This is a genomic window from Microcoleus sp. LAD1_D3, from assembly GCF_036702135.1.
Classification (GTDB): Bacteria; Cyanobacteriota; Cyanobacteriia; order Cyanobacteriales; family Microcoleaceae; genus Microcoleus.
This window is the reverse complement of sequence record NZ_JAUBSB010000006.1, coordinates 95,228-109,287: the sequence shown is the minus strand read 5'-3', so window position 1 is coordinate 109,287 and position 14,060 is coordinate 95,228. Positions and strand designations below refer to the sequence as shown.

At 46.2% G+C, this 14,060-nt stretch carries 12 protein-coding genes; 6 read left to right on the top strand and 6 right to left on the bottom strand.

Features of this window, described 5'->3' with window-relative positions; translation table 11 throughout:
* Nucleotides 1-87: 87 nt before the first annotated feature.
* A complete protein-coding gene (fni, locus tag QUA74_RS05385; RefSeq protein ID WP_333325835.1) occupies nucleotides 88-1,137 on the top strand; it encodes a type 2 isopentenyl-diphosphate Delta-isomerase in 1,050 nt (349 codons plus the stop codon).
* Between the two features lie 258 nt (nucleotides 1,138-1,395).
* Nucleotides 1,396-3,216, top strand: coding sequence for a signal peptide peptidase SppA (gene sppA / locus QUA74_RS05380; RefSeq protein WP_333325833.1), 1,821 nt, complete (start codon nucleotides 1,396-1,398; stop codon nucleotides 3,214-3,216).
* A 234-nt stretch (nucleotides 3,217-3,450) separates the two neighbouring features.
* Here the strand turns inward: sppA and QUA74_RS05375 are convergent, their stop codons facing one another.
* Nucleotides 3,451-3,720 (bottom strand): GlsB/YeaQ/YmgE family stress response membrane protein, encoded by a 270-nt coding sequence (locus QUA74_RS05375; protein WP_333325829.1) that lies wholly within the window; start codon nucleotides 3,718-3,720, stop codon nucleotides 3,451-3,453.
* A gap of 299 nt (nucleotides 3,721-4,019) precedes the next feature.
* Here QUA74_RS05375 and QUA74_RS05370 point away from each other — a divergent pair, with 299 nt between their 5' ends.
* Complete coding sequence (locus QUA74_RS05370; RefSeq protein ID WP_333325826.1) at nucleotides 4,020-5,207, top strand: tetratricopeptide repeat protein; 1,188 nt, start codon at nucleotides 4,020-4,022, stop codon at nucleotides 5,205-5,207.
* Nucleotides 5,208-5,339: 132 nt separating this feature from the next.
* Here the strand turns inward: QUA74_RS05370 and QUA74_RS05365 are convergent, their stop codons facing one another.
* Entirely contained in the window at nucleotides 5,340-6,050 is a 711-nt protein-coding gene (locus QUA74_RS05365; protein WP_333325823.1) for a carbonic anhydrase, read from the bottom strand.
* A gap of 242 nt (nucleotides 6,051-6,292) precedes the next feature.
* On the opposite strand from QUA74_RS05365, the gene QUA74_RS05360 reads away from it, so the two are divergent.
* Nucleotides 6,293-7,108 (top strand): MOSC N-terminal beta barrel domain-containing protein, encoded by an 816-nt coding sequence (locus tag QUA74_RS05360; protein ID WP_333325821.1) that lies wholly within the window; start codon nucleotides 6,293-6,295, stop codon nucleotides 7,106-7,108.
* A 19-nt stretch (nucleotides 7,109-7,127) separates the two neighbouring features.
* Here QUA74_RS05360 and ylqF read toward each other — a convergent pair whose 3' ends face one another.
* Nucleotides 7,128-7,982, bottom strand: coding sequence for a ribosome biogenesis GTPase YlqF (gene ylqF / locus QUA74_RS05355; protein WP_333325818.1), 855 nt, complete (start codon nucleotides 7,980-7,982; stop codon nucleotides 7,128-7,130).
* 204 nt (nucleotides 7,983-8,186) lie between these two features.
* The gene (locus QUA74_RS05350) at nucleotides 8,187-8,600 is read right to left on the bottom strand and encodes a universal stress protein (protein ID WP_333325815.1); all 414 of its coding nucleotides are present in this window, start codon (nucleotides 8,598-8,600) and stop codon (nucleotides 8,187-8,189) included.
* Nucleotides 8,601-8,783: 183 nt separating this feature from the next.
* Here QUA74_RS05350 and QUA74_RS05345 point away from each other — a divergent pair, with 183 nt between their 5' ends.
* Both QUA74_RS05345 and QUA74_RS05340 read left to right on the top strand, forming a co-directional pair.
* Entirely contained in the window at nucleotides 8,784-9,983 is a 1,200-nt protein-coding gene (locus QUA74_RS05345) for a phosphoglycerate kinase (protein WP_333325811.1), read from the top strand.
* 191 nt (nucleotides 9,984-10,174) lie between these two features.
* The gene (locus QUA74_RS05340; protein ID WP_333325809.1) at nucleotides 10,175-10,891 is read left to right on the top strand and encodes a pentapeptide repeat-containing protein; all 717 of its coding nucleotides are present in this window, start codon (nucleotides 10,175-10,177) and stop codon (nucleotides 10,889-10,891) included.
* Nucleotides 10,892-11,268: 377 nt separating this feature from the next.
* Here the strand turns inward: QUA74_RS05340 and QUA74_RS05335 are convergent, their stop codons facing one another.
* A complete protein-coding gene (locus QUA74_RS05335) occupies nucleotides 11,269-12,042 on the bottom strand; it encodes a response regulator (protein ID WP_445251612.1) in 774 nt (257 codons plus the stop codon).
* 205 nt (nucleotides 12,043-12,247) lie between these two features.
* On the bottom strand, nucleotides 12,248-13,594 hold the full coding sequence (locus tag QUA74_RS05330; RefSeq protein ID WP_333325807.1) for an EAL domain-containing response regulator: 1,347 nt from the start codon (nucleotides 13,592-13,594) through the stop codon (nucleotides 12,248-12,250).
* Nucleotides 13,595-14,060 lie beyond the last annotated feature (466 nt).

Here is a 14,060-nt window from a genome sequence, read left to right as displayed (position 1 = left end):
CGCTCTCTGCGGTTAATAAAAAAAATCTCAAAAATGAAATAAAATTTCTATATTCCCAAATCACAACTCTTTCCCCAAATAGCCACTGTGAACTTGCCGCTAACCTCCCCCTCGCAAACCGAAACCCGCAAAGCAGATCACCTGCGGATTTGCCTCGAAGAAGACGTACAATTTCGCGAAACTACCAGCGGACTCGAAAGCTACCGTTTTGCTCACTGCTGTTTGCCAGAACTCGATCGCACCGAAATCGATTTAACCTCCACATTTCTCGGCAAAAAACTAGCCGTTCCCCTGCTAATTTCCTCGATGACCGGCGGCACAGACTTAGCCCAGACAATCAATTATCGCCTCGCCGATGTCGCTCAAGAATACAAACTCGCAATGGGAGTCGGTTCCCAGCGAATCATCGTAGAAAATCCTCAACTAGCTCCTACATTTGCCGTCCGTCGTCGCGCTCCAGATATTCTGCTGTTTGCCAATATCGGAGCAGTTCAATTAAACTACAATTACGGTTTGGAAGAATGCCAAAAAATAGTTGATATTCTCGAAGCCGATGCTCTAATTTTGCACCTCAATCCGCTGCAAGAGTGCGTTCAAACCGAAGGCGATACTAACTTTAAAGGACTGCTAGATAAAATTGCCAAATTGTGCGAGAAATTACCAGTACCAGTTATTGCTAAAGAAGTCGGCAACGGTATTTCAGGAAAGATGGCAAAGAAATTGGTCGCCGCTGGAGTAGGTGCGATCGACATTGCCGGGGCCGGAGGCACTTCTTGGGCGAAAATAGAAGGAGAGCGAGCTAAAGATGGCAAGCAGCGCAGGTTGGGCGCAACCTTTGCCGACTGGGGAATACCCACAGCCGAGTGCATTGTCAGCACCCGCGCCGTAGCGCCGGATGTTCCCCTGATTGCCTCTGGAGGCTTGCAGAATGGATTGGATGCAGCGAAGGCTCTCGCCCTTGGCGCGGATATTGCGGGACTGGCGCGGCCGTTTCTACAAGCGGCAGCGGAATCGGAATCAGCGGCAGCCCTTCTAGCTGAGGCTTTAATTGCAGAAATCGCCACCGTGATGTTCTGTACGGGCTGCGGTAATTTGGATGAGCTAAAACAATCTGGGGTTTTGGAAAGGTTAAGATAAAAGTGAGTCAGCAGTCAAAAGTCATTAGTGAGCAGTCAAAAGTCATTAGCTAATAACTACGACCGAGGATAATTGCTAAATCCTAGTTGCAGGAATTACCCATAATATCGTTTCCGCTGGCATGGGAATAATATTTTTCCGAGTGCAGTGCCAGCCTCTGGCTCACACGCTCGGTATCATTCCACTCTCACCGGATGTGCTCTAACTAATGACTAATGACTAATGACTATTGACTAATAACTAATTACCAATTATCTAATGAAAGATTTCCTAAAATATACCTGTGCAAGTTTACTGGGAACCTTCCTAGGACTGCTGCTGCTGGGCAGCATCGGATTGGGGGGACTGGTACTGCTAATTGCTATGGCAGCATCGTCGTCCAAAGATTCGGGCCCCCAAGTTAAAGATAAGTCTGTATTGGTATTAGACCTTTCTTCAAATATCACCGACAGCAAACCGAGCCGTAGCACAGGCGCGGCGATTGAAGAAGTGCTTTCGGAAGATTCCGGCGATACAGTGACGCTGCGGACTGTTTTAGACACGATCGAATATGCGAAAAAAGACCCGAAAATAGTTGGCATTTATCTCGAAGGCAGCTCAAATTCTAGCAGCAGCGGGTTTGCCAATCTCAAAGAAGTTCGATCTGCCTTGCAGCGTTTCCGAGATGCCAAAAAACCCATTTTTGCTTACCAGATGGACTGGAATGAGCGAGATTATTACCTCGGTTCCGTTGCTAATACAATTGCAGTCAATCCTTACGGCGCTTTGGAAATCAACGGTTTTAGCAGTCAGGCAATGTTTTTGACTGGTGCTTTTGAAAAATACGGCGTGGGAGTGCAAGTGACTCGCGTCGGCAAATACAAGTCAGCCGTTGAGCCGTTTTTGCTCACAAAAATGAGTCCCGAAAATCGCCAGCAAACTCAAAAGTTGCTCGGAGATATGTGGGGAGAATACCTGAAAACTGTCGCCCCGAGTCGCAAAGTGACTGTTCCGCAACTGCAAGCGCTTGCAGATAATGGCGGAATTTTGATGGCTGACGAAGCTCTCAAAAGCAAGTTAGTTGATAAAGTTGTATACTTTGACGAAATATCGACAGAACTCAAAAAACTCACAGGAACCGATCGCGAAAACAAATCTTTCAAGCAAATTAGTTTGAAAAACTACGCTAGAGTTGCTGAGGATAAAAACTCAACTCACGCTAACAAGAAAAACCAAATTGCTATACTTTACGCAGAGGGAGAGATTGTAGACGGCGAAGGGGGCCCGACTCAAGTAGGAGGCGATCGCATCGCTAAAGAAATGCGGAAAATCCGAGAAGATGACGACGTAAAAGCAGTGGTTTTGCGCGTCAACAGTCCCGGAGGTAGCGCGACGGCGGCCGAAGTAATCGGGCGCGAAGTTATGCTGACGGGCAAAAAGAAACCAGTTATTGTTTCGATGGGCAATTTAGCAGCATCCGGCGGCTATTGGATTTCGATGGGTTCCAGCAAAATCTTTGCCGAACCCAATACGATTACCGGTTCTATCGGCGTTTTTGGAATGCTGTTTAACGCCGGAAAGTTGGCTGCTAACAACGGCCTGACTTGGGACGTTGTGAAAACCGCCCGGTTTGCGGATACTAACACGGTTTCCCGTCCGAAAAATCCTCAAGAATTGGCGAATATTCAGAGGGTAGTCGATCGCATTTACGATCGATTTATTACTAAAGTCGCCAACTCTCGCAAACTGCCGAAAAACAAGGTACAAGAAATTGCTCAAGGCAGGGTGTGGTCGGGTACGGCTGCGAAACAGTTGGGTTTAGTCGATGAAATTGGCGGCCTTGAAGATGCTGTCAGAGAGGCGGCGAAGCAAGCTAAACTCGGCGACGATTGGAAATTGGAAGAATATCCCAAACGCCGCACTTTGGAGGAGCGAATTTTGGAAAGAATTTCAGGCGTTCACGTTTTGAAACCAGCCGCCAAACTCGACCCCCTGACGGCGGAATTTAAGAAAATGCAAGATGAATTGGCTGTTATCAAGTCGATGAACGACCCGCAGGGGGTTTATGTTCGCTTGCCTTTCAATTTGCGGATTGATTAATTAATTGATACCCACTCCGGGATTTTTAGGCCTTTATTCTTCAGTCCCCCTCTGTTCGGACGAAAGTTGGATTTTTGATCAGTTTCAACCACCGAGTCGGATCCGGGGTGTTTAACGCGGATTTGGTATGAGTAGGCTGACGCAGCCTACAAACAAGTGAAAAACCCGGTTTCTTCAAGAAACCGGGTTTATGAATACCCTAATAGTTGATCGACTGGGAATTGGCAATATTTGTTATGCAGCACGCTGAGTTAACAATCCCCAGATGAAAAGTAGAACGATCGCACCTACAACTGCAAAAGCTATGCTGGGTAGAGTCAATGCTCCGAAAGAAGCTCCCCCGCTAGTCCCAAAGAACATTTGACCTAAATAACCTCCCACTAGGGCGCCCAAAATTCCTAAACCTGTTGTTGCCAGAAAACCGCCGCCTTGAGTTCCCGGATAAATGGCTTTGGCGATCGCACCGGCAATCAGTCCTAAAACGATCCAAGCAATAATTCCCATTTCTTTTTCTCCTGAATCCTTAACTTTCTCTGGTGCCTTGTCTTATGTTTTTAGAATAACAAGCTCTATCCCGCCCTCACCTCTACCGTAGGGATGAACCGAGAGGGATAGGATTTCTCATGAATCGTCCGAGTTTGAGGCTTTTTAATATCTCAAAAGACTTAACCCAATTTTTCTAGGGAAGACAGGTACTTATGCTCAAGGCAAAAGCGAAATAGGAGAATTTTTTCTGGGACTTTTTGTGTTTTACTGGTAAAAAAATTACAATAATTCTGTGAAACGAGGAAAGTTTGCGCCCGATGGATCTGACTCTGTGCATGATTGTGAAGAATGAAGAGGCAACACTGTCGCGGACTTTGGACAGCGTTAAGGGTGTTGTGGACGAAATGGTGGTGGTGGATACGGGATCGGGCGATCGCACCCGTGAAATTGCCCGAGAATTTGGGGCGAGGGTTTATGACTTTGAATGGTGCGACGACTTCGCAGTGGCGCGCAATGAGTGTCTGAAACACGCCCAGGGCGACTGGATTTTGGTATTAGATGCCGATGAGGTTTTGGTACCGGAGATTGTACCTCATATCGACCAGGCTATTGGGAGCGATCGGCTGCTGCTAATCAATCTCATCCGCCAAGAAATCGGTGCCTCTCAATCTCCCTATTCCCTAGTGTCGCGCTTGTTTCGCAATCGCCCCGACATCCGCTTTTCTCGCCCTTATCACGCAATGGTAGACGACAGCGTGGCTGAGATTCTTCACAGGGAACCAAATTGGAAAATAGCTTCTCTCCCCGATGTGGCGATTTGGCACTCTGGTTATCAAAAAGATGCGATCGCCGCAAAAAGTAAATTCCAAAAAGCTCAAGCAGCAATGGAACGCTATATCGCTTATTATCCAAACGATGCTTATGCTTGTAGCAAATTAGGCGCTTTGTATGTAGAAACCGGGCAACTGGCGCGGGGAATTAATTTATTAACCAAAGGCTTGACTGCGGAGGCCATTGATGATTCTATTGTTTACGAACTCAACTATCATTTGGGAATTGCTTATCGCCAGCAGCAGCAGTTTGCCAAAGCAAAAGAACACTATCAAGCGGCAATTAATACAAATGTGTTCCCGCCCCTCAAGTTGGGTGCTTACAATAATTTGGGCAATTTGCTCAAAGAAGAAGGAGATTTGAAATCTGCTGAAAAAGCTTACAAAGCAGCTTTAAAAATTGACCCCAATTTTGCAGTAGGTCACTATAATTTAGGACTGACGCTGAAGGCAGCCGGAAATTTAGCAGATGCGATCGCCTATTACCGACAAGCGATAAAAATTGATCCCGAACACGCGGAAGCTCATCAAAACTTGGCCGTAGCGCTGCTGAAAATTGGCAAAATGCCAGAGAGTTTAGCAGAATTTAAAAGAGCGATCGCCCTTCACGAACAGCGCCGCCCATTTGAGGCAGAACGCCTGCGCCGGGGACTGCAAGAAATGGGTTTGATGTAACTGAGATTATGGCTTTTATGGGCGGGCAGGATGCCCAACCCTACTCCCCACAATCAAATTCTCGGATTGTGGAACAGGCCCGAAAGCCTGTTCATTAAAAATATTCCAAGATATGAGATGCAACCAGCAAAATCAAGCAATTATCTCTACTGTGCCGCTATCCAAATCGTAGCGGCCCCCAACAACTTTAAGCTTGCCCGCTTTGACTGCTTCAGCTAAAATAGGCGACGAGGATTGTAAGTTATTTACATTCCTTTTCACATTAGCTCTGACTGCGTTATCCCAGGCATCGCCTTTTTGACCTTTGGTCGAATCAACTGCCGGTTGAATCGCCGCCACCAAAGTGCTAATGTGACCCGGAACAGCTTTGCCATCTAAAGCTGCTTTGACAGCACCGCAGCGTTCGTGACCCAGAATTACTAATAGCGGCACGCCTAATTCTAAGGCGGCATATTCTATATTCCCGAGAACCACATCGTCGAGAAAATTGCCAGCTACTCGGATATCAAATAAATCCCCTAATCCTTGGTCGAAAATAATTTCGGGAGCAACCCGCGAATCAGAACAAGCCAGGATGGTTGCAAACGGATGTTGACCCTGTGCTACCTCTACAATTCGCGATCGGGCTTGGTCGGGAAATGTCCGTTTTTGCTGAATGTAGCGTTGATTTCCCTCCATCAATTTCTGAAGAGCACGGTCGGGAGTAAGCTCAGAGATTGCCTCGGCCTTTGCTGCTTCGGCTTGTAAAAACGCAGGTGCCAAGCTTGCCGCCAGCATCCCTGCACCAGCCTTCAACATTAAATTACGTCTCGAAATCATGCCTCTACTTCCGCTTTCAGTCATTGCTTATAACTCGGTTCAATTGTTGAATTTTTTCTATTTTAGAGCATAATATCTACCACAAGCTCAGCCAGACTTCTTTGATTTTTCTTTACAAGCTGCTCCGACCACATGTAAACTTCAAAAAAGTTACCCCTTTTTATTTCATTCCTATTTTATTTCACCAAGTCAACTGCGGTCATCCTTCTGCCGGCAGGGAATGCTAGAATGTATCTAAAACGACAATTATTTATCAATGGCTCGAAATGTCTTACGTCGCCAGCATTCATATCTATCCGGTTAAGTCCCTTGACGGCATAGCAGTCAGTCAAGCCACTATTCTAGCCAGCGGAGCTCTAGAAGGCGATCGCTCTTTTGCAATCTGCGATGCAGCAGGAGAATTAGTTAACACTAAGCGCAACAGCGGAGTCCGTTTTCTACACTTATCCTTTGACATGAAAAAGAGAATTGCCGGCCTGAAAATACAAGACACCGAACAAGAATTTTTTTTTCATGTAGATAGAGAACGCCCAGGAGTAGAATGTTGGTTGAGCAACTACTTCGGTTTCCCCGTCAAGTTAATTGAAAACTTGCTGACTGGTTTTCCCGACGATACCACTGCACCAGGGCCAAGCATTATCAGTACCGAAACAATTGCCGAAGTTGCATCTTGGTTCCCGAGAGTTTGCGTTAACGAGATGCGCCAGCGCTTGCGAGCTAATATTGAAATAGGAGATGTCCCGGCTTTTTGGGAAGACCAACTTTTCTCACAATCCAATGAAATTGTTAGGTTTAAAATAGGAACAGTAATATTTGAAGCTATTAATCCCCGTCAGCCATGTATCCTATCTACGCCAAATTATGGGGCGAAAGCAGGCGATCTAAATTTTAAAAATCTACTAACAGCCAAGCAGAAGGAAATCATGCCTGAGTTGGTAAAGAAAGGGCATTTAAATTACTTTAGTCGGCTGATAGTTAACACACGAATCGCACCGCAATCAGCAGAAAAAATATTACACATAGGAGACGAAGTTCAAATTATCACCGTCAGCAAATCCCTATTTAATACCATTCCTGATTAGTTGTAGGGCACGAGTTTTATCAAGCCCGCGGCAACTCCAAAGAAAGCTGACCCAACACACCAGTTCTAAAATCGTTTAACATCTGCCGCGCCGTTCGTTCGACATCTCCTTTATACTTGTCTTTTGCGACCTCGTGCAAATAATCTTCACCATTACTAGAGGCTGGATCTAATTTATACCTGGATTTGAAACCAGATAGTGATATCAACGTGTCATCAGCAGCCTCAAGCCCTAGGAGCAAATCTACCATCGCTGCTGCTACTACCTGATTGTCGTAAGCTGCTTCGCCAATATCTTCGCAAATAGCTAATTTTATGGCATTTTCTTGATTGTTAATTCGGGTTGGGATCACTCCAGGTGCGTCTAATAATTCAATTTCGTCGGAAATGCGAATCCATCGGAGCGATTTAGTTACTCCAGCTCTGCGGGCACTATCCACGACTCTCCGCCCTAACAGCCGATTAATTAAAGCGGATTTTCCGACATTGGGAAATCCCATTACCACCGCCCGGACTGGACGCGGGAGCATACCTCGATCGAACCTTCTTTTATTTAGCTGCACCCCTGCATTCTGCACGGCATCTGCGACAGCATCTACTCCTTGACCGTGCTCGGCATTGGTAAAATACGCAGTTTCCCCCTGTGATTCAAACCATATTTCCCACGCCTCGCGCGATCGAGGCGTAATCATATCCATGCGGTTGATGACCAAGACTCGCGCCTTGCCGCCCACCCAGCTCGGCATTTGGGGGTGAAAAGTAGCCAAGGGAATGCGGGCATCTCGGACTTCGAGCACCACATCTACTCGCTTTAGCTGTTCTTTTAATGCCCGTTCCGCTTTGGCAATGTGACCGGGATACCAGTGAATTTTCATTAGTTATTAGTTATTAGTCAGCAGTCATTAGTCATTAGTCATTAGTCATTAGTCATTAGTCAGCAGTCATTAGTCCCTGTGTCAGGGCGAGTTTACGCATACCCTGGATTTACATAATAGATACGGGTTAACCCGCCCCTACAGAATCTACGTTTATTTAGTCAGACATGATATAACACGTGACTAATGACTAATGACTAATGACTAAGGCACAATCAAAACTGCACAAGGAGACAGATTGATCACCCGATTGGTAACGCTGTCAGACGCCCCATCATCGGTTAAACCCATCCCCCGACAGCCCATCACAATCAAATCGGCCCCAATTTCGTCAGCCACATCGCAAATCGTGAAAGCAGGTTTGCCTTCCCGTTCGATGATTTCAGCTTCAATTCCCTGCTGGGAAAACATCGATTGGGCCTCCGACAGAAGTTTGGCGACTGCTTCGGGGGAAGTCATCACCTCTCGGGCCGGGGCGTCGGCCTCCTCGGCTGGGGGTTCGACTACCGAGAGAATAACTAAGCGAGAGGCGTAGGTTTTCACGATATTGACCACCTTTTCGGCAGCTTCGCGGGCTTCTCGGCTTTGATCTATAGGAAATAAGACAGTCTTGAACATACTGCGCATCTCCGGGACGCGGACTCCGATAAAATGTTTACGTTGAGCCAATCAGTGCCGTTTGTTTCATCTTCCGTTTTTTGTACGGACGCGGTTGAATGCGTCCGAGGCCTAAGTGCAAGTGACCAGTGCCGCCATTTCAACGGAATTCGACAAAAACACACATATTAGGAGGTTAATCCTGTGACAAAAAAAACTGTAGCAAATTTATCGGCATCGGACTTATCGGGCAAACGGGTATTGGTGCGGGCGGACTTTAACGTGCCGCTCGACAACGGCAATATCACCGATGATACTCGCATCCGGGCGGCTCTGCCGACAATTCAAGATTTAGCCTCCAAGGGCGCTAAGGTGATTTTGTGCAGCCACTTCGGCCGTCCCAAGGGTGTGACGGAGAAGTTGCGCTTGACACCGGTTGCTAAACGGCTGTCGGAATTGTTGGGTAAAGAAGTCAAAAAGACTGATGACTGCATCGGCGATGAAGTCGCTGCTACAGTCGCCGCGATGCAAGATGGCGATGTGGTTTTGCTAGAAAATGTGCGCTTCTACCCAGAGGAGGAGGCAAACGACCCGGAATTTGCTAAGAATTTAGCTTCTGTGGCCGATTTGTATGTCAACGATGCTTTTGGTACGGCTCACCGGGCTCACGCTTCTACAGAGGGCGTTACTAAGTATCTGAGTCCTTCTGTGGCTGGGTTTTTGATGGAGAAGGAACTGCAATATCTCGGCAGTGCGATCGACAATCCTCAGCGTCCTTTAGCTGCTATAATCGGCGGTTCTAAGGTTTCCAGCAAGATTGGAGTTATTGAAAAACTGCTCGAAAAGTGCGACAAACTGCTGTTGGGCGGTGGCATGGTTTTCACGTTCTACAAAGCTCGCGGCTTGAACGTTGGCAAGTCTTTGGTGGAAGATGACAAGCTGGAATTGGCTAAGTCTTTGGAAGCTAAGGCAAAGGAACGGGGAGTTACTTTTCTGTTACCTACTGATGTGGTAGTTGCTGACAAGTTTGCTGCTGATGCTAACACTCAAACTGTCTCTGTTGAAAGCATCCCCGACGGTTGGATGGGTTTGGATATTGGCCCGGATTCAGTAAAAACTTTCCAAGATGCTTTGGCCGATTGCAAAACGGTAATCTGGAACGGGCCCATGGGCGTGTTTGAGATGGAGAAGTTTGCTGTGGGAACTGAAGGAATCGCTCATTCTTTGGCTGGACTTACTAAAACTGGTACTACCACAATTATCGGTGGTGGTGACTCGGTGGCGGCTGTGGAACAGTTGAATTTAGGTGAACAAATGAGCCACATTTCTACTGGTGGTGGTGCTAGTTTAGAACTGCTCGAAGGTAAGGAATTGCCTGGTGTTGCTGCTTTAGATGAAGCTTAATTAAGTTAAGTAGGGCGGGCTTTGCCCGCCTTGCTGGAAGCCGGTCTAAATCATTGGCTGCGAATCATTTTTTTGAGGGCTTACCGCAGAAAGCGCAGAGAACGCAGAGCAAGAGAAAACAGAGCAGGATATGGGTTGAAAGTCTACAGTTGGCTAGTATAATTTATTTGAAGTAGCAGTGAGGTTTGTTTGTGAAACTTAAACTCTTGGCAACTATAACGGCAAGTTTAGCTTTTTTTTGGGTGGCAGCTCCTGTTAAAGCTCAAAATCCAGATCATGTTAGGCAGTTGCTGGAAAGTAAAGAGTGCGAGGGCTGTGACTTGAGAAATGCTGATTTGTTCAAGGCTAGCTTGTACAGAGCTAATTTAAGAGGAGCCGATTTAAGCGGAGCAAATCTCTATGAAGCTAATTTGCTAGAAGCGGATTTAAGGGGTGCTAATTTGGCAAATACTAACTTAGTTAATGCCGAGATGTACGGGGCTGACTTGGATGGTGCTAATCTGCGAAATGCGGATTTGTCTAATGCTTTTTTGGGGCGAGCGAATCTGACGAGTGCTGATTTGCGCGGTGCGAAACTTTTTAATGCGAATCTCGGCGAAGCTTATCTGCAGCAAGCTAATTTGTCGAATGCCGATTTGAGGCGTTCGCTGCTGTTTAGAGTTAATTTGAATCGTGCGAATTTAAGCGGAGCGGATATGTCTTTCGCGGATGTGCGCGATAGTAATTTGCAGAATGCTATTTTGTCAAATACTAGGCTTCCTAGGGCTCAATTGACCGGGACAAATATCGATGCGGCGAATAACGTGCGGCAGGGTGATTTGGAACGTGCCAACTTCCGGGGTACGAATTTCGGACCTGGGGTTTGTGTGAGCACTAATTATCCTTATTGTGTTTTGAATGTGGAATAATCTGGCTGCTGAGTGCGTCAGCCGCGATTAATTTGGCACAAGAGAGGAGTTTTTGACTGGCTGGCGCACCCTAGGTTGATACAGCATATTCCATGTATATGTGGTACACACAATCTTCTAGCCCGTGTAAGGTGCGTCGCTACCCGTCAATCTGTAAGTTTTATCAAAAATGAAGCATATCCGCACCCTACAGATTAACACCACACAATATAGGTGCTACTGTACTTCATGAACCGGGAATATGCTGTATCTGATATCGTTTCCGGTTGCATCGGTATTGTTCAAATGTCCAAACAGTCAACAGTCAACAGCGTTGCCCTGAACGTAGTAGAAGGGTCAACAATCATGTCGAAGAGTGCAACCGGAATTGATCTGAGCTAAGTTTGAGGTGGTTTGTATCCTCTTTCCAGGGCAAATCTCACAAGCTGAGCACGATTATCTAACTGTAATTTGCTGAAAATGCTGCCTAAATGAGCTTGCACAGTGCGGGGGCTAATAAACAGCCGATCGCTAATTTGTTTGTTAGTATAACCCTGGATCACTTCCCAAAAAACTCTTTCCTCGGCTGGTGTTAAAGGCAAAGGTGCAGGTGCTGGCAATACTGCCACGAATGTTGGTTCCACCGCCCTACCGCTAGAAGTTTGAAGCAGTCGGACAATCTCGGCGTGAATGCGGTGAGAGCGCTCTAACTGCGCCCTTACCTTAGCTAAAATTTCTTCAGACTGAAAAGGTTTTACCAGATAATCGTCAGCGCCGATCGAATGACCTTCAACTTTTGACTCAATCTCCCCTTGACCCGACAAAAATATAAAGGGGACTAACTGTCCCAAACGGGTAGTTCGCAAACGGCGACAAAACTCAAACCCGTCCATTTCCGGCATCATGACATCTGAAATTACCAAATCAGGGGGAGCATTTTCAAAAATCGAGAGCGCCTCCACCCCTGAATTAGCGCATTCAACCCGATATCCCTGACTTTCCAAGTACATTGCTAAGACTGTTTGACAGTCTGCTTCGTCGTCAACCACTAATATTCTTTCCATGACAGGCTTGCACCAATTCCAGTTGGACAGTTCTTGAAACTGCCAGTCCCAAAGTAGGAACTTAAATGAGTTTACCTGCTGCAACTTGATAAAAGCTCGCAATTTCAAGACGCCACAATTCCTCAAATAGTCCAATTAGGGGCGCCGAGCGCATAAAAGGGGAAGCAGTAGAGGAATATGGGGAAAAACCTCCTTCTTTGATTTGCCTATCCTAAAAAGCTACAACTTTTTATGAGGAAGCGTCAACTTTTATGCAGAAAATAGAAGGTAAAAGAAATAATTTTATTCTATTATACAGAAATCTTGGTGACGCTTACACTATTCCTAGACCAGACATTGAAAGGTTTTTAGATTTTTCCGGTTCGGACACAGGTACAAAAGGAACAACGCGATCAGGTGCTACTACTGGGGGCTGCGCCAACAAACCGGGGTCGGCAACCAACATACTTTCAATTATCGCTGCTGGTTCGGGGCGGCTGAACAAATACCCCTGCATGATATCGCACTGATGTTGTTTCAAAAAATCTAGTTCTGCTTGTGTTTCCACTCCCTCCGCAATTACTGTCATATTCAAACTGTGACCAAGTAAAATTACTGCTGTAGTAATAGCAGCATTTTGAGTATCTTCGTTGGCATTACGGACGAAAATTCGATCGATCTTTAAACTGTCAAAAGCAAATTGCTTAAGATATCCTAAAGTAGCGTAACCGGTGCCGAAGTCGTCAATAGCAATCCGAATTCCTAGAGCTTTAAGTTCGTTTAAAGTAGCGCCTGCTACAGTCGCATTTTCCACCAAAGCGCTTTCGGTCATTTCTAATTCTAAATTAGCAGGCTCCAAGCCTGTAGTTTCCAATATTTGGACGATTCGCGCCTTGAGTTCCGGGTCAGACAACTGCCGGGCCGACAAGTTTACTGATATGGTAAAGGGCGAAAAGCCTGCTGCCAGCCAACTAGCGGCTTGAGCGCAAGCTGAAAGCAGTACCCACTCGCCAATCTGAATAATTAAACCTGTTTCTTCTGCTAAGGGAATAAATTCGCCGGGAGAAATTATACCTCGATCGGGATTTTGCCAGCGCACTAAAGCTTCGGCGCCGATAACTTGGCCGGTAGCAATATTCACTTGTGGCTGATAGTATACCTGAAACTCACCTTGTGCCAAAGCGTGGCGCAGCAAAGCTTCGAGAGCAAACTTTTCAGGAGAGAGAGTCGTAACCTTGGTCGAGTCGTTAACTAAATCTTTGAGTCTGGCTTCTGCTTGGTGAAGGGCGAATGTTAGCGGTTGAGTAATAGTTTGCCGTTTCAAGACGCGAGAAGCAATGGCTCCTAGCAATTCAGCCTTGGTAAACGGCTTTGTCAAGTAATCGTCGGCCCCCAATTCCATCCCGCGACGAAAATCGGTTTTGTCACTTTGAGCCGTGAGGAAAATAAATGGAATTGTAGCAGCTAGGGAGTTTTGCCGCAGCGTCCGCAACACGTCATAACCGTCGAGTTCCGGCATCTGCACGTCGCACAAAATTAAATCCGGTATCTCCGAAAGTGCCATCTGCACACCAACTCGACCGTTTTCAGCCGCAATGACCCGGTAGCTGTGAGATTCCAGGAGTTGCAGAAGAGTTTCCCGGATTAATTCGTCGTCCTCAATTACCAAAATTTTGAGCATGATACTTAGATAACAGATGGCACTATATATCTGAACCTGACTAACTCTAGCATACTCAAACTAACGAATTACTGAGTCGGCCAATTAGCCAATAAACGATTAGCCAAATGGCTGAATATTTTCCCTCGGTTCTTAAGTCACCATAAAAGCACTGGGAAAATAGGGAAGAGTTCGATCTCTTTCAAGAGCAGAAAACTTCTGCGCCCGACTCGTTTAATAAATTTTCATTACAAAATACCCGGTGTTTCTCATAAAAAAATCAGCCAACAGTTTCAGTGCGCGGATGGCGGAAATCACTCTGACAATCACTTAATATTATAGCAATCCTTGCAGGAGTCGTAAATTTTTTTACCCACCCCCCACTCTCCCCGAACCTGCGGGGAGAAAGTAAGAAATTCACAAATTATTTACGATTGCTATATGATGTGCCGTTAATTGTTCATAACCGGAAATCCTATTATGCACT